We start from the raw sequence: 20,195 nt of genomic DNA, 5'->3' as shown, positions 1-20,195 counted from the left end.
GCTATTGCGAAGCTCTATCATTAGTGTAAGTCCCCCGTAGCAGGGGGATAGAGCAGATATGAAGACCATCATCGGTGACTGGAACCGCAGCGTCGCGGCGGCACGTCGCTGATGACCCGCCGCATTCTGTTCCAGATCCATTGGTTCCTCGGCATCACCGCTGGCTTCGTGCTGGCGGTGATGGGCGTCACCGGCGCGCTGATGAGTTTCGAGGACGAGATCATGGCGGCGCTCAGCCCCGGGGTGGTAACGCTGGCGCCGTCCGCGATGCCGCCGCTATCGCCAGACGCATTGGCCGCGGCGGTAACGCGACAGCGCAGGGCGGCGGTGACCCAACTCGTGATGCAGCGCGACCCGCGTCTGGCCGCCGAGGTGACGCTTGCTCCACCGAAGGGGCAGCGACGCGGCGAGCATGTGTTCGTCGATCCCCGTACCGGCGCGCTGCTGGGCCATCCCACCGGCGAGCGGTTCTTCCGCACCGTAATGGACCTCCACCGGTGGCTGGCGTTGCCCGGCGGCCCCAACGGCATCGGGCGGCAGATCACCGGCTTTGCCGCGATGGCACTGATCTTTTTCGCTTTGTCGGGGCTGTACCTGCGCTGGCCGCGCCGTGCGCTCGACTGGCGGGCGTGGTTCGTACTCGACCTGCGCAAGACCGGTCGCAACCTTCATCGCGCGCTGCACGCGGTGGTCGGCGGCTGGGTCGTGATCTTCTACTTGCTGAGTGCGCTGACCGGGCTGACGTGGAGCTACGATTGGTATCGGCAGGGCGCGCGCTACGTGCTGACCGGCAAGGCCGGCGGCGCACGCGAGGCGCGCCGCGACGAAGCGAAGGGCGCTTCGCTGCCGCTGCAGCCGGCGTGGGCGGGGTTCCTGCGCAGCGATGGTGGACGCTATGAGCGGGTCGCGATCAGCCCTGCCAAGGGCGACAAGCCCGTCGTGATGCGGGTCTTGCCGCGCGGTGCGCGCTTCGACCGGATGACCGATGAATTGCGCTTCGATGTGCAGACCGGTGCGCTGGTGAAAGCGGATCGCTACGCCGAGCGCGACGTCGGAGAGATCGTCGCGGGCAATTTCTACGCGCTGCACACCGGGCAATTCTTCGGGCTGCCGGGGCGGATCGTGATGCTGTTCTCCAGCCTGGCTATGCCGCTGTTCACCGTGACCGGGTTGCTGCTCTATCTCGCACGGCGGCGTACCAGGCGCGCCCTCTCCGCGATCGCGCTCAGCCCAGACCCGGTCACGAGCGACGCGGGTGCGGGTATGCTGGTCGTTCACGCCTCGCAGACCGGCAATGCCGAACGCCTGGCGCGGCTGAGCGCGGCGGCTTTTCCGGGTGCGACCGTCCGCGCGCTCGCCGGGCTCGAGCCGGACATGCTGGCCAAGGCGTCGCGCGCGCTGTTCGTCGTTTCCACCTATGGCGAGGGTCATGCGCCCGACCGCGCCCGCCGCTTCGAAGCGCAAGTGATGACGGCGCCGCCGGTGGCGCGTGGGCTCGACTATGCGGTGCTCGCACTCGGTGACCGCGAATATCCCGATTTTTGCGCATTCGGGCATCGTCTGGATGCGTGGCTACATGCTGGCGGCGCGCGACGGCTGTTCGATCTGGTCGAGGTCGATGGCGACGATCGCGATGCCGAACGGCATTGGCAGCAGCAACTCGCCGCCATCGCCGGTCATGCCATCCAGCCCGACTGGTCGCCGGCCGCCTACCAGCCGTGGACGCTGGCCAGGCGCACGCATGTGAACCCCGGCAGCCCCGGCGCGGCGATGTACCACCTCGTCCTGACGCCCGATGCGCCCACCGACTGGACGCCCGGCGCGATCGCCGAGGTGATGCCGCGACATGATCCGGCGAGAGTCGCGCAGTGGCTGGCGACGACCGGTCGCGAGGCCGATGCGACCGCGCTCGCCGCATTGCGCGACCGGAGCCTGCCGGATGACGGCACGGCGGCCACCCTGCCCCTGGCGCACCGGGACTATTCGGTCGCGTCGATCGCCGCGTCGGGCGTGATCGAGTTGCTCGTGCGGCAGATGTGCGCCGGGGACGGCTCGCTTGGGGTCGGCTCTGGCTGGCTGACCGCCACCGCGCAGGTCGGGGACGTCGTTCGACTGCGCGTACGCGACAATCCCGGCTTCATGCCCCCCGCGGATGCCGCGACGCCGCTGATCCTGATCGGCAACGGCACCGGGCTCGCCGGGTTGATGGCGCATCTGCGGGCGCGGGTAGCGACCGGCGGGGCGGCGTGCTGGCTGCTGTACGGGGAGCGCGCGCGCGGCAGCGATCGGCCATTCGCGGCGGAGCTCAGCGCAGCGGAAGCGGCCGGCGTCCTGGCGCGCGTCGATCTCGCCTTCTCGCGCGACGCGGAATGCGGGCGTTACGTCCAGCACCTGGTCGCCGAAGCGGCGGACGCGGTTGCCGACTGGATCGCACGTGGCGCAGCGATCTACGTCTGCGGAAGCCTGGCGGGAATGGCGAGCGGAGTCGATGCAGCGCTACGCGAGATACTCGGGGACGAGCGGCTGGAGGAACTTGCCGCGCACGGGCGCTATTGCCGCGATATCTACTAGGCGCGAGGCTCGCACTTCACCGATGACCGCTGTCGACCTTCCCACCGACCGCGGGCCTAATGACGGCGGTAGAACCGTTACGCCGCTGCAAGGTGGTGCCCGGGGCTGCGCGGGTTCGACTTAGGGGCCTCAACGCCGATGGCAGGCTGGCGCACAGAACGTGCCTGCGTGCCGCATCCGTGTGGTGGGTCCGCCGGGGCTCGAACCCGGGACCTCTCGATTAAAAGTCGCTTGCTCTACCAACTGAGCTACGGACCCTCACACGGATCGAAGCCGGTTAGGGGCGGGGCGCGCGCGGGTCAACCGGGCATGAAGCTGACGCATTGTCAGCCCGCTGTCCGGATCGCGCCACTGCGGTGCGATCGCACAGGCCGGCGTCAGCACGAAAGCGCGCGTTCGGAACGCCGGATGCGGGATGGCGAGCGTCGCGCTGCGCCAGCGCCCCCCCGACCAGGCGATGATGTCGAGGTCGATCACGCGCGGCCCCCAGCGCCGCCCGTTGCGTCGGCCGAACGCGCGCTCGATTGCCTTCAGCCGCGCGAGCAGCGCCGGCGGTGCCTCGTCGCTGGCGATCAAGGCAGCGGCGTTGGCGAAGGTGCGCGTCGACGGGCCGAGCGGCGCGCTGGCGACGATCGGCGACGCGCACCCGCCGAGCAGCGCGAGCGCCGCGATGACCTCCACACGTGGAGGCCCGTGCCGCCCGCGACGGTTCGAGCCGAGTGCGACGAGATAGATTGAACCGCTCACCGTGCTGCGCCTATCGCACCGGCATGGCCTTCGCACCCCCTTCGCTGCCCGACACCGAGCCGCCGCGTGACTGCGCCTTGTGCCCGCGGCTGGCCGCTTTCCGGGAAGAGGTGGGGGCAGGGCATCCTGACTGGTGGAACGCCCCCGTGCCGGCGTTCGGCGATCCCGATGGATGGCTGGCGATCGTCGGATTGGCGCCGGGGATGCACGGCGCGCACCGCACCGGACGCGCGTTCACCGGTGACGGTGCCGGGCCGCTGCTGTTCGGCACGCTGGCGCGTTTCGGATTGCTGGACGGTGAGTTCGCGGCACGCCCCGACGATGGCGTGCGGCTGCGCGGCGCGATGATCCTCAATGCGGTCAAGTGCTTGCCGCCCGCCAATAAGCCGACGCCCGAGGAAGTGCGCACCTGCCGCGGATATCTCGCCGCGCAGGTCGAGGCGTTGCCGAACGCGCGCGTGTTCGTGGCGTTGGGGCAGATCGCACACCAGTCGACGGTGAAGGTGCTGGGCGGTCGGCTTCCCAAGGCACGCTTTGCGCACCTCGCCGAGCACCGCGTGCCTGACGGACGCGTCTTGATCGACAGTTATCATTGCTCACGCTAAAATCAGAATACCGGACGGCTGACGCCAGCGATGTTCGAGGCAGTGTTCGCCCGCGCGCTGGAATTGCGTCCCTGATCGAGCTGGGGGGCGGCGGTCAGATATCCTGCACCAGCCGACCGTACAGTTCCGGTCGACGATCGCGGAAGAAGCCGAACGCGGCGCGGTGGCGTCGTACGCGGGCCAGATCGATCGTCGCGACGATCACGCCCTCTTCCTCCCGGCCCAGCTCGGCAAGAATGTCTCCGCGCTCGTCCGTGATGAAGCTGGTGCCGTAGAAGGTCTGGCCGTGTTCGACCCCAACGCGATTGGCGGCGATCACCGGCACGACGTTCGATACCGCATGGCCGACCATTGCGCGGCGCCACAGCCGCGCGGTATCCAGCGAGGTGTCGTGCGGCTCGCTGCCGATCGCGGTCGGATAGAACAGTAGCTCGGCTCCCATCAGCATCATCGCCCGCGCCGTCTCCGGATACCATTGGTCCCAGCAGACGCCGACGCCGAGTTTCGTCTGGTGCCCCTGCGTGCGCGGGCCGTTCCACACCTTGAAGCCGGTGTTACCAGGGCGGAAGTAGAACTTCTCCTCATAACCCGGACCGTCAGGAATGTGGCTCTTGCGATAGACACCCTGGATCTCGCCGTCCGGCCCGATCATCGCCAGTGAATTGTAATGGTGCGGGCCATCGAGCTCGAAGAAACTGGTCGGGATGTGCACCTTGAGCGCTTCGGCCAGTGCCTGCATCGCCAGCACCGCCTTGTGCTCGTTCACGGGCGCGGCATTGGCGAACAGCGCCTCGTCCTCGACGCGACAGAAATATTCACCCTCGAACAATTCGGGCGGCAGGATCACCTGCGCCCCGCGGCCATGCGCTTCGCGCACCGCTTCGGACACCCTGGCGATGTTCGCGTCGATATCGGCGGAGAAGGCGAGTTGCAGCGCGGCGACGGTGATCTCGGTCATCACGGAGCACATAGGCGCTCGACGCGTGCGATGCCAGCATCAGGCATAACCCGCTGACTTGTCTCCTATTGAGACGTGTGCACTGCGGCACGTCGTTGCGTCTGCGCGACGAACCGGCGAGACAGTTGTCAACGAAAGACCAGTTTCGAAGGGGAAAATTCAATGATTCGTTTCGCGCACGTCGCGCTCGCCGCCGGGGCGCTCGTCGCCGCAGTGCCGGCACAGGCCGCCGACTTCATCATCGACACCGCGGTGGGCAAGTCTGGCGCCGCCGCGATCAAGACGAACACGGCGTACAACAGCATCAATTATACCGTCACCTCGACCGACAACAAGCAGACGCTCAACGTGAAGGCGACCGCCTGGACGCGCGGCCTCGACGGCAACTACACCGCGTCGGCGCTCGCATCGTGGGGCGCGAACGGCCTCGGCGTTCTGCAGGCGGGCGAGGTCGGCAGCAACGTGCACACGATCGACAATCTCAACGGGTGGGAGTTCGTCGTTCTGCAGTTCGACAAGGTTGTGTCGCTTCAATCGGCGGTGTTGAACCCGTTCGCGATCAACGGCAACAACTACAGCGACAACGATGCATTCATCGCACGCGCAGCCGGCAACTATAACGCGACGATGACGAGCACGATGCTGAACTCGATCACGAACGGCCTCGGCTACGATGCCAGCAAGCAGTCGGGCAACTTCTGGTTCAACAGCGACAGCGCCAAGTACAATACTGCGACGCAGAACTACAATCTGTCGCCGGACAAGGCGGGCAACGTCTGGATCATCGGCGGCTCGGTCAATGGCCCTGACAACCGGAACGACTCCTTCAAGCTGAACTCGATCAAGGTGACGAGCGGCGTGCCCGAGCCGACGACCTGGATGACGATGATCCTGGGCTTCGGCGTGGTCGGCGCGGCGTTGCGCCGTCGCCGTAGCGCGACCAAGATCAGCATCGCCTGATTCGACTTTCACGGTTGCGTGCAAAAGGCCGCCGGAGCGATCCGGCGGCCTTTTTTCTTGATTGTTCAACTGGGCGGTAAGCGGTGGTTGGATCTAGCCGCGGCGGCGCGGTTGGGCCGCGCGCCTAAATTCGCGGCGGAGGGGCGAGTTGCGTCTCCCCGGATCGGGTGATGTCTCCCGGATCGATCGGCGGTTCGCTGTCGATCAAGGGCGTCGGAAGTGCGGCTCCGGGTCGACTTAGGGATGACGGAACGGCAATCTTTTTGATGAGGTGGCGGACCACGTGCCGCCACTACGATCGTGGCGTGGGCAACGTCATGCGTCACGGCACTCGCAACGACGCGAATGAGCCGCTCGCGTGCTGAGATTCAGCCGATCAGCAGCCCCGCGAGCGCTGCACTCATCAGGTTGGCGAGGCTCCCGGCCGCCAGCGCGCGCAGCCCCAGTCGTGCGATCGTCGGCCGCTGGTTGGGCGCAAGGCTGCCGGTCACCGCCATCTGGATAGCGATCGAACTGAAGTTGGCGAAGCCGCACAGCGCGAACGTCACCACTGCGATCGTGCGCGGGGAGAGCTGTGCCGCTTGCTTGCCGAGGTCGATGTAGGCGACGAATTCGTTCAACACGATCTTCTCGCCGAACAGCCCGCCGGCGATCCCGGCTTCGTTCCACGGCACGTTCAGCAAAAACATCACCGGCTGGAAAACATAGCCCAGCAACCCCTGGAAGCTCAGCTCCGGATGCCCGAACCAGCCGCCGACCGCACCAAGCAGCCCGTTCGCCAGTGCGACGAGCGCGACGAACGCCAGCACCATCGCGCCGACCGCCACCGCCAGCTTCACGCCGGTCTGCGCACCCTGTGCGGCGGCCATGATGAGGTTGGCGGGCTTTTCCTCGTCGTGCGTCGCTTCGGGCAGCGGCTCGCCGGGCGTGCCCTCCGGAAGCAGCGCAGCGGGACCGCGCCCGCTGATCCGCGCTTCCGCCAGCGCGATCTGCCGCGCCTCGTCGGGCACGTCGCCCAGCGGCAGTTCGCCTTCGGGCGCCATCACGCGCTCCGGCATGATGATCTTGGCCATCAGGATGCCGCCGGGCGCGGCCATGAAGCTGGCGGCGAGCAGATAGTCGATGCTGATCCCCATCGATGCATAGGCAGCCAGGATCGTGCCCGCGACACCCGCCATCCCGCTGGTCATGACGGTAAACACCTGCGCCGGGGTCAGCCCGGCCAGATAGGGGCGGATCACCAGTGGTGATTCGCTTTGCCCGACGAAGATGTTGGCGGCCGCGCACAGGCTCTCGACCTTGCTGGTGCCGATCACCTTTTCGATCGCGCCGCCGATCCAGCGAACCACGAATTGCATGACGCCGAGATAGTAGAGGATCGAGACGAGGCTGGCGAAGAAGATGATGACCGGAAGCGCCGCGATCGCAAAGCTCTGCCCGCCCACGGCCGGGCTGGCGAGGTTGCCGAACAGGAATTCGGTACCCTTTTGCGAATAGCCCAGCAGCGCCGCCACCCCCGACGATGCGCCCGCCAAGGCCGCGCGCCCCGGCGTCCAGTAAAGCACGATCACCGCGATCGCGGCCTGCAACGCGAACGCGCTGGACACGATCCGCAAGCGGATCGCGCGCCGGTCTGCCGACAGCAGCACCGCGAGCAGCAGGATGACGACGATGCCCGCCAGACCGATGAGGATTCTTTGCATTTTTCTTCTTCGCAGCCGAAGGTCCGCGCCATGACATGCACCGGGCATGATCGCCAGCCAAGAACGATAGGCAGGGAGTAGCGGGATCGACGCAAGTCCTTGCCCGTGGCCGGTCGCTCCCGCTACGGAACGGCATGGAACCCGCTGCCGCCGCCCCGATCCCCCGCTCGCTGTTCGCCTTCTCGATCTTCTACGGCGGAATGGTCTGCATCGCGGGCGTTTTGGGCAACAAACAGGTGTCGCTCGGCACGATCTCGCAACTCGGGCCGCTGGTGGGGCTGCCGCCGCTGGCAGTCGAGGCAGGAATTTTCGCTTTCCTGCTGCTGGTCGTTACATCGAGCGCGATTGCCGAATTGCATGGGCAAAGGATGGCCGGCCGGCTGGTGCTGATGGGGTTCGTGCCGCTGCTCGTCTCGATGGTGCTGACGCTTGTCGTACTGGTGCTGCCGCCTGCGCCGGAGATGAACGCCGGGCATCTCGCCGCCTTCAACCAGATGATGGGCGCCACGCCGTGGATCTGGGCGGGCGGGATCGTCGCTTATGGCGTGTCCCAGACGCTGAACGTGACGATCTTCTCGTGGCTGAAGGGTCGCGAGGGCGGCAAGCTGCTGTGGTTTCGCGCCGCGACCGCCAGCGCGCTGAGCCAGATCGTCGACTCGATCCTGTTCATCTCGATCGCCTTCGGCATGTCGGCGGTCGGCTGGCTGATGGCAGGGCAGATGCTGGCGAAGGTCGTGCTGTCGATCGCGCTGGTCCCGCCGTTGATCTACCTGATGGTGGCGGTCGGGCGGCGGCTGGACGCCTGACCTTTCGCGCCGGCCCCGCCGCCGCTATGGCGCCGGCATGACCGATCCGAACCTGTCGCCCGCGCTGAAGGCCGAAACCCTGGTCGAAGCGCTGCCGTACCTGCAACGCTACGCCGGCAAGACGTTCGTCGTGAAATACGGCGGGCATGCGATGGGCGATCCTGAAGCGCAGGCCGATTTCGCCGAGGACGTCGTGTTGCTGAAGGCGGTCGGGATCAACCCGGTCGTGGTGCACGGCGGCGGCCCGCAGATCGGGCGCATGCTCAAGCGGCTGGGAGTGGAGTCGCGTTTCGTCGACGGGTTGCGCGTCACAGATGCCGAAACCGCGCAGATCGCCGAGATGGTCCTCGCCGGATCGATCAACAAGGAGATCGTCGGCTGGATCGGCCGCGCCGGTGGCCGTGCGGTCGGTATTTCGGGGAAGGACGCCGGGCTGGTGCAAGCCGAGAAGGTCGGCAGCCGCGCGCCCGATCCGTTGCAGGGGATCGAGCGCAAGGTCGACCTGGGTTTCGTCGGCGAGCCGGTCGCGGTCGATCGGCGCATCATCGATTCGCTCAGCCGTGACGGCATCATCCCGGTGATCGCCCCCATCGGGATCGGCGCGGACGGTCACACCTATAACATCAACGCCGATACGATGGCCGGTGCGATCGCGGCGGCGATGGGGGCGGCACGCTTCTTCCTGTTGACCGACGTTGCCGGCGTGCTCGACAAGCAGGGCAATCTGGTCAGCGATCTCGATCCCGCCGCGGTCGCCGCGCTGCGCGCCGACGGCACGATCAGCGGCGGCATGATCCCCAAGCTGGAGACGTGCGTGGCGGCGGTGCAGGCCGGGGTGGACGCCGCGGTGGTGCTCGACGGGCGCATTCCCCATGCCATGCTGCTGGAGATATTTACCAAGCGCGGCGCAGGAACGCTGATCCGCCGCTAGCCGCGGCCTTTCGCCCGGCCCTTCGGTGATCTATATTACCGATACACCCATTCGGAGACGCAATCGCGTGCTGACGCTCACCATCATCCAGATCCTGCAGGTGATCCTGAACCTCGTATGGTGGATCATCATCGTGCAGTTCGTCCTGTCGCTGCTGATCTCCTTCAACGTGGTCAATACCTCGAACAACTTCGTGCGCTCGCTGTACGAGGGACTCGATCGCTTGAGCGAGCCGCTCTACCGTCCGATCCGGCGGATGTTGCCCAATACCGGGGGGATCGACTTCGCGCCGGCCGTGGTGCTGGTGCTGCTCGCGATCCTGAACATCATCCTGAACAACATCGCCGTCAGCGCGGCGACGGGCGCTGCGATCTGACGGCTTGGCGGCAGACGGCGGACGGCATCGCGATCGCGGTACGGGTGACGCCGCGTGGCGGTCGCGATGCCCTGCTGGCCGGTGATGACACGCAGTTTGGCGCGCGGCTTGCCGCCGCGCCGGTCGATGGCGCAGCGAATTCGGCGTTGATCGCGCTGGTAGCGCGGCATTTCGGCGTAGCGAAGCGCAACGTGACGCTGGTCGCCGGCCAGACCGCGCGGACGAAGCGACTGACGATCGCCGGCGATCCGCAAGCGCTGGCGCGCACCGCCGCTTCGCTTTATGCGATCGTGCCATGACAGCCCGCATCATCGACGGCAAAGCTTTCGCCGCCACCCTGCGCGACCGTGTCGCGACCGCCGCCGCCGCCTTCACGCGGGACGCCGGGCGTAAGCCCGGGCTGGCCGTGGTGCTGGTAGGCGAGGATCCGGCGTCGTCGGTCTACGTCCGTTCGAAGGGCAAGGCGACGGTCGCGGCAGGTATGGAAAGCTTCGAGCACCGCCTGTCGCCTGATGTCGGCGAGGCGGAGCTTATCGCGCTCGTCGACCGGCTGAACGCCGACGAAGCCGTCGACGGCATCCTCGTGCAGCTGCCGCTGCCGCGCCACATCGACGAACGTGCGGTCATCACCCGCATCGATCCCGACAAGGACGTCGACGGTTTCCACCCGGTCAATGCCGGGCGGCTGGCGACCGGGCTGGACGGGCTGGTGCCGTGCACCCCGCTCGGCTGCCTGATGCTGCTCCAGGACATCCATCCGCACCTCGCCGGGCTGGAGGCGGTGGTGATCGGCCGTTCGAACATCGTCGGCAAGCCGATGGCGGCGCTGCTGCTTCGGGAAAGCTGCACCGTCACCACCGTGCACAGCCGGACGCGCGATGTGATGGGCCATGTGCGGCAGGCGGACATCGTCGTCGCCGCGGTCGGCATTGCGGGTTTCGTCCAGCGCGACTGGATCAAGCCCGGGGCAACCGTGATCGACGTCGGCATCAACCGCACGGAGGCGGGGCTGGTCGGCGATGTCGATCCGCGCGCGGCGGAGGTCGCCGGGGCGATCACCCCGGTGCCCGGCGGCGTCGGGCCGATGACGATTGCGGTGCTGATGCGCAACACGCTGGTCGCGGCCTCGCGGCGCGCGGGCGTCGCGATCGATCCCGCGCTGTGATGCGGGCGCTCTGATGCTCGAACTGTTCGTCTCGGCGTTCGTCACGCTGTTCGTCATCATCGACCCGCCCGGCTGCGCGCCGATCTTCGCGGGTTTGACGGCAGGCGCGACGGCGGAGCATCGCCGTGCGATGGCGGTGCGCGCGGTAGTGGTCGCGGCATTGATCCTGCTGGTTTTTGCGCTGGCGGGCGAGCCTTTGCTCCGTGCGCTGGGCATCGAACTCGCGTCGTTCCGGATCGCGGGCGGCGTCATGTTGTTCCTCATCGCCCTCGAGATGGTGTTCGAAAAACGAACCCAGCGTCGCGAGGATCGCGCCGCCAAGATCACCACCGAAGAAGCCGACGACGTTTCGATCTTCCCGATGGCGATGCCGATGATCGCCGGGCCGGGCTCGATCGCATCGGTGATGCTGCTGACGGCGCGCAGCAACGGGATCGAGCAGACGGCGGTCGTCATGGCTGCGTTGGCCGCGAACCTGCTGCTGATGTTGCTGTCGCTGCTGGCGGCCGGGCCGCTGATGCGCGTGATGGGCGTGAAGATCGAGGCGGTCATCACGCGGTTGCTCGGCGTGCTCCTGGCAGCACTGGCCGTGCAGTTCGTGATCGATGGGATCATGGAGCAGCTACGGTAGCTTGACCCGCCCCGGCGTGGGCTCGCGTTGATTTCCGGAGCCGTCGGCTCGTGCCTCGTTCGCGCTCGCGTCACCCGGCCTCGGTCGAGGGAGGCACCTTCACCGGAGATAACCGGCGTTCGATCGCGTCCTACGCTCCGGCTTTGCGCGCTATCCGGATCACTCCACCCTGAATGCCCGGAACGGCGAACCTTTCTTGATTGGAAGCGGCACCAGCCAGTCGAAATGCTCGCCCTTGGCCAGCCGGTCGTAGAAGCCTCCGCGAGCCTTGGCACGGTAGTTGGTAGACTCGGCCATGTCCGGACACACCAGCAACATCGTCGCGCCGTGGCGCTTCATGATGGCGCGGGCCTCCTGTGGCGAACGCAGGAAGGCGTGGTGGACGTCGAGGATCGCGTCGCCGTTGCGATGGTACGGACCCGCAATGGCATCGTGGTGCGTCAGCGTGATGAGCCGTGGCCCCAGGTCGACGAAGGTGAACACCGTTTGCGCCGGATATCGGTCCAGCGGCCGCATCGCTGGAATCGTCAGGCATCGGCCCGTGGCCTTGTTGACGCGGCGGACATAGGCGCTGGGACGGTCGACCTTGAAACTGTCGATGACGATCTGCGTGAAGCTGCCCGAGACGATGACGAACAGTGCGACGGCTGCGGCAACCTTCGCCCACCAGAAACGCGGCGCGGCGAGCCACGGCACCGCCATCCACGCCAGCGCCGCCGCACCTGGGATCGCAAGCAATTGCGCTGCCGGCCCGGCGCGCGCCTGCCACAGCAGCATCAGCGCCGCGAACGCGCCGAACAGCGCGACACACGCCCAGCCGCGCAGGCTCGCCTGCCGGCGCGCACGCCATGTCGCCAACAACGCACCGATCAGCCCGATCAGCGGCAAAGTCACGATCGGCAGCGCGACGCGCAAGGGATGACGGTAGATCGGCTTGGCCTCGCGGACTTGGGACAGCCAGCTGGTGTAGAGTTCGTTCGAGACCTGCTCCGGGCGGCCGAGGCACTGCGGAAAGGCAATTGCGAAGAACGCGGCGATCAAGGCGCCGGCTGCGACCGCCAGCACCAGCCGCACCACCGGGCGACGCGGCGACAGCATCGCCAGCGCGAGCAGCAGCCCGCCGGCCAACACGACCGTCGAGGCGTAGACCGGGGTCAGCGCGTCGCAGCGGTAGATCCGGTTGGCGTAGGACGCGAAGCCCGCGTACCCCGCCGCGGTGCCGCCAGCGAGCGCCAGCGCGTAAAGCGCCAGCCGCTCGCGCTCGCCGCGCTCCCAGATCCACGCAAGCGCGATGATCGCGCCGGCCATCGCGGCATAGGGAAGCATCTCCAGCCCGATCGTCAGCGACACCGCAGTCGCGGCGCCGACCAGCATGCCGCCCCGCGCGCGCCGCGGGTCGCACAAGCCCGCAACGGTGATCGCGAGCATCGCCAGCTGCCAGCCGTGATGGTCGATCCGGTCGGGCATGAACATGCCGAGGCAGACGTTGGTGGCGAGGAACAGCGCGAGGCCGAGCGGCCAGGCGAACGGGTGCACCAGACGCCGCAGCGTTGCGCCGAGCGCCGCAAGCGTCACCGCCATCGGCAACAGCGGTGCGATGCCGCATGCCAGCCGCTCCGCCTCCGCGGCGCCCACGAAGGGGCGTAGCAGCACGATAAGGCCGGCGATCGGCAGGTCTACCAGCCGCGACCAGTGAATGTTGAAGCCGCCCGGCGGGTTGAGGCGATAGTTGCGCAGGTCGAACCAGCCCTGGCCGTTCAACAGCCCGCGGACCTGCATCAAACGCATGTTGTCGTCGGTATCGCCCAGCGACAGCCAGTGGATCGCCGCCCAGCGTTGCCACAGATACCAGATCGCGATGCCGGCCCATGCCAGCAGTGTCAGGCGCATCCAATGGCGGTCGAGCAGGCGCGCCGCACGGTTGCGCGTGGCGGGCGACAACAGATCGTTGGTCAACACTTTCCCTTCACGCCGCCGCGCGGCCCGTCGATGTGCCGGTGCTTACGAGCCGGGCCGGCAAACGGCAACGGGCGGCGATTGTCGCGCAGGAGCTACTCGCGCCGCGATCGCGCGCGCGGTACCAAAGCGTCGAGCGCATCGGCATTGTCGCGCCCCCAGCCGTAGAGCAGCTCGACAGGCTCGACAAAGCGCTTCCCCAGGGGCGTCAGTCGATACTCCACCATCGGCGGGGTGGTGCTGTGCACGTGGCGATCAAGCAGGCCGCTTGCCTCCATGTCGCGCACTGTTTGGGTCAGCATCTTTTTCGAGATGCCCGGCAGGCTACGCAGCAGCACGCCGGTGCGCGCCGTGCCGCCGTGGCGCGCATGGAGCGTGTGCAGCACCATGCTTGTCCACTTGGTCGCGAACAGTTCCAGGACGCGACGCGGTGCGCAATCTTCGCGCCATTCAGTGTCCGGGCTTCCCGGCTGCATGGTGACCTCCTGGTACCCCGGGCACCGGATGGTGCCGTCTGGAACGTGCGCCCTACGCTGCCTAGCTCTGATGTAACAAGGAGATGCAGATGAGCAGGACGGCATTGGTGGTGGGCGCGAGCGGGATCGTCGGCAGTGCGACGGCGGCGCTGCTGGTGGAGCAGGGCTGGACGGTCTATGGGCTTGCGCGACGGCCGAGCGGGCAACCCGGCGTCCGGCCGGTCATTGCCGATCTTCAGGATGCGACAGCAACCGCGGCGGCGCTGGCCGACCTTCATCCCGATGCGGTGTTCGTCACCACGTGGTTGCGGCAGGACAGCGAGGCCGAAAATATCCGCGTCAACGCCGCGATGGTGCGCAACCTGCTGGATGGCTTGCCCAAGCCAAGCGCGCCACGCCACGTCGCGCTGGTTACGGGGTTGAAGCATTACCTCGGCCCGTTCGAGGCGTACGGAAAAGGCGAGTTGCCGGCGACGCCGTTCCGCGAGGAACAGGGTCGGCTGAACGTCGAGAACTTCTATTACGCGCAGGAGGATGAGCTGTTCGCCGCGGCGGCACGCGACGGCTTCACGTGGAGCGTGCACCGCCCGCATACCGTGATCGGCAAGGCGGTCGGCAACGCCATGAACATGGGGACGACGCTGGCGGTTTATGCGACCTTGTGCCGCGCGAGCGGGCGGCCGTTCCGATTTCCGGGGTCGGCGGCGCAGTGGAGCGGATTGACCGACATGACCGACGCGGGGCAACTCGCGCGCCACCTGTTGTGGGCGGCGGAGACCGAGGCGGCGCACGATCAGGCGTTCAACGTCGTCAACGGCGACGTCTTCCGCTGGCAATGGATGTGGGGCCGGATTGCGGAATGGTTCGGGGTGGAGGCGGCGCCTTTCGACGGCAGCGTGCGTCCGCTGGAGGAGCAGATGGCGGACGATGCCGGGCGGTGGCGTGAGATTGCGATGCGCGAGGGGTTGGCCGAGCCGGAACTCGCGCGGCTGGCGTCGCCCTGGCACACCGATGCAGATCTCGGGCGCCCGTTCGAGGTGGTGACGGACATGTCGAAGAGCCGGCGGCTCGGCTTCGCCGGCTATCAGCCGACCGACGATGCGTTCTTCAAGCTGTTCGAGCAACTGCGTGCCGATCGCCTGATCCCCTGACGACCACGCAGCGCGCCATTGCCAGCGACGGTGCGCGGCCCTAGGCGGGCGGGCGGAAAGGGCGGGTGTGACGACGTTGCGATCGGACGGCAAGGCGGAGGAATGGCAGGCGCTGTTCTGGCAGCTGGTGCGCTTCGGGTTGACCGGCGGTGCGGCCACGGCGCTCTACGCGGTCGTTTACTGGCCGCTTGCTACCTACGGCCAAGCGCGGTGGCCGCTGCCGGATCGTAGTATCTGGCCGCTGGTCGCCAATGTGCTTGGCTATCTTGTAGCGATGCTGTCGGGTTATGTGATGCACAGCCGCTGGAGTTTTCGCGGCGTGGGGGATCGTGACAATCTGGCGCGGACCGGCGGGCGTTTCTTCATCGTGTCGCTGGTCAGTTTCGCGATGAACACCTTCTTCGTGTGGTTGCTGACCGGGCCGCTGCATGGCGCGACGTGGTGGCCGCTGGTGCCGATCCTGTTCGTCACCCCGCTGGTCACCTTCGCGCTCAATCGCTTCTGGGTCTTCGCTTGAACAAGGTCACTTGCTGATGGATCGCCGCGTCTACGATCGCATGGCGGAGCATGATTCCACGCACTGGTGGTATCGCGCGCGCCGTGACATCCTCGCCGACTATCTGACCCGCGAGGGGCGCTTGCCGCAGCAGGCGCGCATTCTCGAAATCGGGTGCGGTACCGGCCACAACCTGCCGATGCTGGCGGGGTTCGGAGAGGTCGATGCCATCGAGATCGATCCGGCGGCGCGCGAAATCGCCAGCAAGCGGCTGGGCAAGCCGGTCGCGGTTGCGCCGTTGCCCGAACTGCCGGGTGTGCCGCGCGGGCATTACGACCTGATCGCGGTGCTGGATGTCGTGGAGCATATCGAGGACGATGTCGCCGCCCTTGCGGCGATGCGCGCGTGTCTTGCGCCCGGTGGCAAGATCCTGATCGCGGTGCCCGCGCACCAGTGGATGTGGAGCGCACACGACGTGGTCAACCATCACCACCGCCGTTATTCCAAGATGACGCTGCTCGGTGCACTTCACGAGGCGGGGCTGAAGGAGCGGGGGCTCACCTATTTCAACTCGCTGCTGTTCCCGCTGGCTGCGGCTGCGCGGGTTGCAGGGCGACTTACCGGACGCGACGACAGCGACGACTCACCGCCCGTCGCGCCGCTCAACGCGCTGTTCGAGCGAATTTTCCGGCTCGAGCGGCACCTGGTTGGGCGCGTGCCGATGCCGACGGGGGTGTCGATCCTGACGTTGGCGGAGCCGCGCTGACGCCTCCTTGGAAAACGCGCCTTGGTGCGCAAGCAGCCAAATGCGCCGAATTTTCGCTGCACTGAAATTCATCAAAATCGCGCCGACCTCAACGGTGACGAAAGCACCAGCGCTGGACTCCGGGTCAACGACGGAGGTCGGATTACCGGGATTGCTAGACTAGCTCTTGCCGTTGCGAGCTTCGGGCCGGAAGAGCGATCAGCTATTCCCCGATCACATGCAGCGCGAGCGTCCGGCGGTGCGGCGCGGTGCGGTGTTCGAACAGATAGATGCCCTGCCACGTCCCCAGCACCATCCGACCACCTGTCACGGGCATTGAAAGCGAGACGTTTGTCAGCGCCGTCTTGAGATGCGCGGGCATGTCGTCCGGTCCTTCGTCGTCATGCTCATACTCCCGCGATTCGGGCGCGAGTCGCGCGAAATAGCGCTCCAGATCCCGACGAACCGCTGGCGCAGCGTTCTCGTTGATCGTCAGCGAGGCGGAGGTGTGACGGCAGAAAACGGTGAGTAAGCCATCCGCAACGCCTTGCTGATCCAGCCACGCTGCGACTTCCCGCGTCACCTCGACAAGTCCTTGCCCGCGGGTGGCTATCATCAATTGCCCGTGTGCCTGCCGCATCAGAACAGCCGTCCGCCGTTTGGCACCGGCATGCCCGGATGAAATAGCACCACCTTGCCGTCGGCATCGGGGAAGCCGAGCGTCAGCACCTGCGACATAAAACGGCCGATCTGCCGCGGCGGGAAGTTCACCACCGCCGCAACCTGCAGGCCCGGCAGTTCCGCGCAGGTATAATGTTCGGTGATCTGCGCGGACGACCGCTTCATGCCGATCGTGCCGCCGAAGTCGATCGTCAGCTTGTACGCGGGCTTGCGCGCCTCCGGGAACGGCTCCGCTGCCACGATCGTCCCGATGCGGATGTCGACCGCGAGGAAATCGTCAAAGGCGATCTCCGGGGCGGGCAGAGCGGCGGGGTCGTGAGTGGCATGCATCAGAAGTCGGGGTTCTCGTAATAGCTCGGCGGTTCGATCCCGCTGATCCGTTCGGCCAGCAGCGGGCGGAAGCTGCGCCGGCTCTTGAACGCGGAATACCACGCCTTGGTCAGCGCATGACCCGCCCAGTCGATCCCGCCGAGATAGTCGGCGACCGAGATCTGTGCCGCGGCGGCAAGATCGGCGAGGCTTATCGTCGAGCCGGCGATCCACTTCCGATGATCGAGCAGGAAGTCGATGTAATCGAGATGTCCGACCGCCGACTTCATCGCCTCGCGCAACCGCGACGCGTCCGGTGCCGTACGGTGCGCGATCCGCTTGATCATCCGCTCGTCCAGCAACGGCTGCGTCACGTCGCGGTAGAAATGCGTGTCAAACCACGCAACAAGCCGGCGTATCTCGGCGCGGTTGGCGGCGGTTCCGTTGACCATCGCCACCCGCTCGACCGTCTCCTCGAAATACTCGCAGATCGCCATCGAATCGACCAGCACCACGCCGCGATCGTTGTCGGTCATCACCGGGGTCTGCCCGGCAGGATTCATGTCGATGAACGCATCGCGCCGTTCCCACGGGTTCTCACGCATGAGCTGATAGCCCACGTCCTTCTCGTTGAGGAGCGTGCGGACCTTGCGCGTGAACGGACACAGCGGGAACTGATAGAGCTGCCACATATATTTGCGCTGTTAGGCGCAATCGGGGGCCGGGGGGAAGCGGCTTCGACGGGCGCGGCGAGAAACCGCGCCCTCGCCGCGGTCAGTCGTAATGACCGGGGACGTATGCGTAATGCTGCGCCTTGTACCAAGCCAGATCGTGCGCGGGAGCGGTAACACCGCGGGGGAGTGCACGTCCGTTGATCGACATCCAGTACGAGAGGCTGGCGTCACGCCACCAGCGCGCCTCGCGCTCCTGCACCGCCAGATACGCGGCGGTCTTCTGCCAGCGTTCGGCATCGACCAGCGTGCGCACCCCGTCCCACTGCTGCCGCATACCGGCCACATAGCCGACGCCGCGATCGTAGTGCGCGACCAGATCTTCCCAGAGCGTCTTGCCCGACGGCATCTTCCGGTCCCACGCAACATGGTGGAACCACAGCAGTTCGCGCTCCGGTGTGGTCTTCGGATCGGCGAGTTGCTTGGCGATCGGCGGCGCATATTGGTCGACCGCATCGCTGCCGGTCCTGGTCCGGTCGAAGCCGATCCCGGCCCGGTCGGCCTTGTGATAATAGGCGGGGTTCCATTCGGGACGCTTGAGATCGTCCACCCACGGCCCCGGCCCGTAGTGGTGCCCGGTTGCCATCAGGTGCGCGAGCCCGAGCGCGCCGGTGTAATCGACCACCGCCTCGCGTGAGCCCATCATCATCTTCACGGCGGTATCGACGACCTGGCGGTCGGTGCCGAACGTCTGCTGCGCCCATTCGCGTGCGATCGGCGCTGCGGTCAAGGTCGGGTCCCAAGCCATCCTGCCGAACACGTACCAATTGGCCTGATTGAAGGTCGAGCCGGACCAGTCGCGGTCGCGCCCGATATTGGCGACCCCGGCGATCCCGGTCAGGCGGTGCCCTTCGCTGCTGCCGTCGACGACCGTCGCAACGGTCTCCGCCCCGCGCCCGGTCCGCGACGCCAGCGTCTCCTCGAACAGCGGGCCGAGGTAGGCGAGGTGGGTCGCGAAGCCGAGATATTCCTTGGTGATCTGGAATTCCACCATCAGCGGCGTCTTGGGCATCGCGCCGAACAGCGGATGGAAGGGCTCGCGCGGCTGGAAATCGATCGCGCCGTTCTTCACCTGCACCAGCACATTGTCGGCGAACGTGCCGTCGAGCGGTTTGAACTCGGTATAGGCCTGTTTGGCGCGGTCGCTGGGGTCGGTATCGGCATAGACGAACGCGCGCCACATCACGATTCCGCCGTGCGGCTTGACCACCGCGGCCAGCATGTTTGCGCCGTCCGCGTGCGTGGCCCCGTAATCGCGCGGGCCGGGCTGCCCCTCGCTGTTCGCCTTGACCAGGAAGCCGCCGAAGTCCGGGATAGCGCGATAGATCTCGTCGGCCTTCGCCTTCCACCACGCCGCCACCGCGGGGTCACGTGGGTCGGCGGTCTTGAGGCCGCCCAGCTCGATCGGGGCGGAGAAGCGCGCGGACAGATAGACCTTGATGCCCCAGGGTCGGAAAACGTCGGCCAGCGCCGCCGCCTTGGCGATGTAGCGCGGAGTCAGGCTGTCGACCTTGGCATTGACGTTGTTGAGTACGGTGCCGTTGATGCCGATCGAGGCATTGGCCCGTGCATAGTCGGTGTAGCGCGGATCGGTCCGGTCCGGCAGCGTCCACCAGTCCCACAGGGAGTCGCCGGCGTAGCCGCGCTCGACCGTTCCATCGAGATTGTCCCAGTGATTCAGGACGCGAAGCTTCACCTTCGGCGTGCTGGTCAGTGCGGCGTTCGCCACGGTGCCGCCGGTGGCGAGGTGGCGCAGCAGTGCGAACGCACCGTAAAGGGCACCTCGGTCGCTATTGCCGGCCACCAGCAGCGTCGGCTTGCCACCCAGTGTCACGCGGCGAACCAGATAGCCTTCGTCACCCAGGGCCGCGAACGGCAGCCGCAGCGCAGCGACGTCGGCATCGGCAGCCGTGGCGACGGTGACGTTCAGTCCGGCCGGGAGAGCGCGGGTGAGTTCGTCGGCGGCGATGCGCAGTGTCGGCGTCTCGCCGCGCACTGCAACGGATGACGCGACGCTCGCGGCGGGCGCACGCAGCCACAGGCGGTACCCGTCGTCGGCGTGCGCGGTGCCGGCCAGCAGCAGCGCGAGCGCACCCACGAACATCGAACACGCTTTCATCGCCACTCCTGCTACCCATGGCGGCATTGACAACGCCGCTTCTGCACGGCCATGGTAACGCTATCAGTTCTAATGGCA

The 20,195-nt window shown here is 66.9% G+C and carries 20 protein-coding genes, 1 tRNA gene and 1 pseudogene; 12 read left to right on the top strand and 10 right to left on the bottom strand.

The window, feature by feature from the left end:
• The first annotated feature begins 111 nt into the window (after positions 1–111).
• Positions 112–2,571 carry a PepSY domain-containing protein gene (locus tag SPHPHY_RS0113070; RefSeq protein WP_022687136.1) on the top strand — a complete coding sequence of 820 codons (2,460 nt, stop codon included), beginning with the start codon at positions 112–114 and terminating at the stop codon, positions 2,569–2,571.
• A 182-nt stretch (positions 2,572–2,753) separates the two neighbouring features.
• Here SPHPHY_RS0113070 and SPHPHY_RS0113065 read toward each other — a convergent pair.
• Positions 2,754–2,829: transfer RNA gene (locus SPHPHY_RS0113065), tRNA-Lys, on the bottom strand.
• The gene (folK, locus tag SPHPHY_RS0113060; RefSeq protein WP_022687135.1) at positions 2,830–3,318 is read right to left on the bottom strand and encodes a 2-amino-4-hydroxy-6-hydroxymethyldihydropteridine diphosphokinase; all 489 of its coding nucleotides are present in this window, start codon (positions 3,316–3,318) and stop codon (positions 2,830–2,832) included.
• Between the two features lie 23 nt (positions 3,319–3,341).
• Between folK and SPHPHY_RS20150 the strand changes: the two are divergent.
• A pseudogene (locus SPHPHY_RS20150) lies at positions 3,342–3,998 on the top strand (uracil-DNA glycosylase).
• Between the two features lie 19 nt (positions 3,999–4,017).
• Here SPHPHY_RS20150 and aguB read toward each other — a convergent pair.
• Positions 4,018–4,881, bottom strand: a complete 864-nt coding sequence (gene aguB / locus SPHPHY_RS0113050; protein ID WP_022687134.1) for an N-carbamoylputrescine amidase — start codon at positions 4,879–4,881, stop codon at positions 4,018–4,020.
• Between the two features lie 162 nt (positions 4,882–5,043).
• Here aguB and SPHPHY_RS22550 point away from each other — a divergent pair, with 162 nt between their 5' ends.
• Positions 5,044–5,841: a PEPxxWA-CTERM sorting domain-containing protein gene (locus SPHPHY_RS22550; RefSeq protein WP_022687133.1), complete on the top strand. Its 798-nt coding sequence runs from the start codon at positions 5,044–5,046 to the stop codon at positions 5,839–5,841.
• 368 nt (positions 5,842–6,209) lie between these two features.
• Here the strand turns inward: SPHPHY_RS22550 and SPHPHY_RS0113040 are convergent, their stop codons facing one another.
• Positions 6,210–7,544, bottom strand: coding sequence for a NupC/NupG family nucleoside CNT transporter (locus tag SPHPHY_RS0113040; RefSeq protein ID WP_022687132.1), 1,335 nt, complete (start codon positions 7,542–7,544; stop codon positions 6,210–6,212).
• A gap of 134 nt (positions 7,545–7,678) precedes the next feature.
• On the opposite strand from SPHPHY_RS0113040, the gene SPHPHY_RS0113035 reads away from it, so the two are divergent.
• The 6 genes from SPHPHY_RS0113035 to SPHPHY_RS0113010 all read left to right on the top strand — a co-directional run bounded on the left by SPHPHY_RS0113035 (position 7,679) and on the right by SPHPHY_RS0113010 (position 11,453).
• Complete coding sequence (locus SPHPHY_RS0113035) at positions 7,679–8,350, top strand: queuosine precursor transporter (RefSeq protein WP_022687131.1); 672 nt, start codon at positions 7,679–7,681, stop codon at positions 8,348–8,350.
• A gap of 37 nt (positions 8,351–8,387) precedes the next feature.
• Positions 8,388–9,281 carry an acetylglutamate kinase gene (argB, locus tag SPHPHY_RS0113030; protein ID WP_022687130.1) on the top strand — a complete coding sequence of 298 codons (894 nt, stop codon included), beginning with the start codon at positions 8,388–8,390 and terminating at the stop codon, positions 9,279–9,281.
• Between the two features lie 67 nt (positions 9,282–9,348).
• Positions 9,349–9,657, top strand: a complete 309-nt coding sequence (locus tag SPHPHY_RS22040) for a YggT family protein (RefSeq protein ID WP_022687129.1) — start codon at positions 9,349–9,351, stop codon at positions 9,655–9,657.
• A complete protein-coding gene (locus tag SPHPHY_RS22035) occupies positions 9,654–9,956 on the top strand; it encodes a DUF167 domain-containing protein (RefSeq protein ID WP_028057116.1) in 303 nt (100 codons plus the stop codon). The genes SPHPHY_RS22040 and SPHPHY_RS22035 overlap by 4 nt, the downstream gene beginning before the upstream one ends.
• On the top strand, positions 9,953–10,822 hold the full coding sequence (gene folD, locus SPHPHY_RS0113015) for a bifunctional methylenetetrahydrofolate dehydrogenase/methenyltetrahydrofolate cyclohydrolase FolD (RefSeq protein WP_022687127.1): 870 nt from the start codon (positions 9,953–9,955) through the stop codon (positions 10,820–10,822). The genes SPHPHY_RS22035 and folD overlap by 4 nt, the downstream gene beginning before the upstream one ends.
• Positions 10,823–10,835: 13 nt before the next feature.
• A complete protein-coding gene (locus SPHPHY_RS0113010) occupies positions 10,836–11,453 on the top strand; it encodes a MarC family protein (RefSeq protein ID WP_022687126.1) in 618 nt (205 codons plus the stop codon).
• A gap of 159 nt (positions 11,454–11,612) precedes the next feature.
• On the opposite strand, the gene SPHPHY_RS0113005 is transcribed toward SPHPHY_RS0113010, so the two are convergent.
• Both SPHPHY_RS0113005 and SPHPHY_RS0113000 read right to left on the bottom strand, forming a co-directional pair.
• Positions 11,613–13,343, bottom strand: a complete 1,731-nt coding sequence (locus SPHPHY_RS0113005) for an AcrB/AcrD/AcrF family protein (protein ID WP_156025169.1) — start codon at positions 13,341–13,343, stop codon at positions 11,613–11,615.
• 161 nt (positions 13,344–13,504) lie between these two features.
• Positions 13,505–13,885 (bottom strand): winged helix-turn-helix transcriptional regulator, encoded by a 381-nt coding sequence (locus SPHPHY_RS0113000; RefSeq protein ID WP_022687124.1) that lies wholly within the window; start codon positions 13,883–13,885, stop codon positions 13,505–13,507.
• Between the two features lie 89 nt (positions 13,886–13,974).
• On the opposite strand from SPHPHY_RS0113000, the gene SPHPHY_RS0112995 reads away from it, so the two are divergent.
• From SPHPHY_RS0112995 to SPHPHY_RS0112985, 3 genes are all read left to right on the top strand, one after another.
• Complete coding sequence (locus SPHPHY_RS0112995; protein ID WP_028056887.1) at positions 13,975–15,036, top strand: SDR family oxidoreductase; 1,062 nt, start codon at positions 13,975–13,977, stop codon at positions 15,034–15,036.
• Positions 15,037–15,103: 67 nt separating this feature from the next.
• Positions 15,104–15,553, top strand: coding sequence for a GtrA family protein (locus SPHPHY_RS0112990; RefSeq protein WP_022687122.1), 450 nt, complete (start codon positions 15,104–15,106; stop codon positions 15,551–15,553).
• A 16-nt stretch (positions 15,554–15,569) separates the two neighbouring features.
• Complete coding sequence (locus SPHPHY_RS0112985; protein WP_022687121.1) at positions 15,570–16,298, top strand: class I SAM-dependent methyltransferase; 729 nt, start codon at positions 15,570–15,572, stop codon at positions 16,296–16,298.
• Positions 16,299–16,500: 202 nt separating this feature from the next.
• Here the strand turns inward: SPHPHY_RS0112985 and SPHPHY_RS0112980 are convergent, their stop codons facing one another.
• The 4 genes from SPHPHY_RS0112980 to SPHPHY_RS0112965 form a co-directional block, all read right to left on the bottom strand.
• A complete protein-coding gene (locus SPHPHY_RS0112980; RefSeq protein ID WP_022687120.1) occupies positions 16,501–16,917 on the bottom strand; it encodes a secondary thiamine-phosphate synthase enzyme YjbQ in 417 nt (138 codons plus the stop codon).
• Positions 16,917–17,288 carry a tRNA-binding protein gene (locus SPHPHY_RS0112975; protein WP_022687119.1) on the bottom strand — a complete coding sequence of 124 codons (372 nt, stop codon included), beginning with the start codon at positions 17,286–17,288 and terminating at the stop codon, positions 16,917–16,919. The genes SPHPHY_RS0112980 and SPHPHY_RS0112975 overlap by 1 nt, the downstream gene beginning before the upstream one ends.
• On the bottom strand, positions 17,288–17,959 hold the full coding sequence (locus tag SPHPHY_RS0112970) for a glutathione S-transferase family protein (RefSeq protein WP_022687118.1): 672 nt from the start codon (positions 17,957–17,959) through the stop codon (positions 17,288–17,290). The genes SPHPHY_RS0112975 and SPHPHY_RS0112970 overlap by 1 nt, the downstream gene beginning before the upstream one ends.
• 82 nt (positions 17,960–18,041) lie before the next feature.
• Complete coding sequence (locus tag SPHPHY_RS0112965; RefSeq protein ID WP_028056885.1) at positions 18,042–20,117, bottom strand: alpha-glucuronidase family glycosyl hydrolase; 2,076 nt, start codon at positions 20,115–20,117, stop codon at positions 18,042–18,044.
• Between the last annotated feature and the right edge of the window lie 78 nt (positions 20,118–20,195).

This window comes from Sphingomonas phyllosphaerae 5.2, assembly GCF_000419605.1.
Lineage (GTDB): Bacteria > Pseudomonadota > Alphaproteobacteria > Sphingomonadales > Sphingomonadaceae > Sphingomonas > Sphingomonas phyllosphaerae_B.
The sequence above is the reverse complement of the archived record's forward strand: the minus strand, read 5'-3'. Positions and strand labels throughout refer to the sequence as shown.

Bases quoted from the DNA above. Each gene is read 5' to 3' on its own strand.
- SPHPHY_RS0113070 (WP_022687136.1), top strand. From the start codon at position 112: ATGACCCGCCGCATTCTGTTCCAGATCCATTGGTTCCTCGGCATCACC.
- aguB (WP_022687134.1), bottom strand. From the start codon at position 4,881: ATGACCGAGATCACCGTCGCCGCGCTGCAACTCGCCTTCTCCGCCGAT.
- SPHPHY_RS22550 (WP_022687133.1), top strand. From the start codon at position 5,044: ATGATTCGTTTCGCGCACGTCGCGCTCGCCGCCGGGGCGCTCGTCGCC.
- SPHPHY_RS0113040 (WP_022687132.1), bottom strand. From the start codon at position 7,544: ATGCAAAGAATCCTCATCGGTCTGGCGGGCATCGTCGTCATCCTGCTG.
- SPHPHY_RS0113035 (WP_022687131.1), top strand. From the start codon at position 7,679: ATGGAACCCGCTGCCGCCGCCCCGATCCCCCGCTCGCTGTTCGCCTTC.
- argB (WP_022687130.1), top strand. From the start codon at position 8,388: ATGACCGATCCGAACCTGTCGCCCGCGCTGAAGGCCGAAACCCTGGTC.
- folD (WP_022687127.1), top strand. From the start codon at position 9,953: ATGACAGCCCGCATCATCGACGGCAAAGCTTTCGCCGCCACCCTGCGC.
- SPHPHY_RS0113010 (WP_022687126.1), top strand. From the start codon at position 10,836: ATGCTCGAACTGTTCGTCTCGGCGTTCGTCACGCTGTTCGTCATCATC.
- SPHPHY_RS0113005 (WP_156025169.1), bottom strand. From the start codon at position 13,343: ATGCGCCTGACACTGCTGGCATGGGCCGGCATCGCGATCTGGTATCTG.
- SPHPHY_RS0113000 (WP_022687124.1), bottom strand. From the start codon at position 13,885: ATGCAGCCGGGAAGCCCGGACACTGAATGGCGCGAAGATTGCGCACCG.
- SPHPHY_RS0112995 (WP_028056887.1), top strand. From the start codon at position 13,975: ATGAGCAGGACGGCATTGGTGGTGGGCGCGAGCGGGATCGTCGGCAGT.
- SPHPHY_RS0112985 (WP_022687121.1), top strand. From the start codon at position 15,570: ATGGATCGCCGCGTCTACGATCGCATGGCGGAGCATGATTCCACGCAC.
- SPHPHY_RS0112980 (WP_022687120.1), bottom strand. From the start codon at position 16,917: ATGCGGCAGGCACACGGGCAATTGATGATAGCCACCCGCGGGCAAGGA.
- SPHPHY_RS0112975 (WP_022687119.1), bottom strand. From the start codon at position 17,288: ATGCATGCCACTCACGACCCCGCCGCTCTGCCCGCCCCGGAGATCGCC.
- SPHPHY_RS0112970 (WP_022687118.1), bottom strand. From the start codon at position 17,959: ATGTGGCAGCTCTATCAGTTCCCGCTGTGTCCGTTCACGCGCAAGGTC.
- SPHPHY_RS0112965 (WP_028056885.1), bottom strand. From the start codon at position 20,117: ATGAAAGCGTGTTCGATGTTCGTGGGTGCGCTCGCGCTGCTGCTGGCC.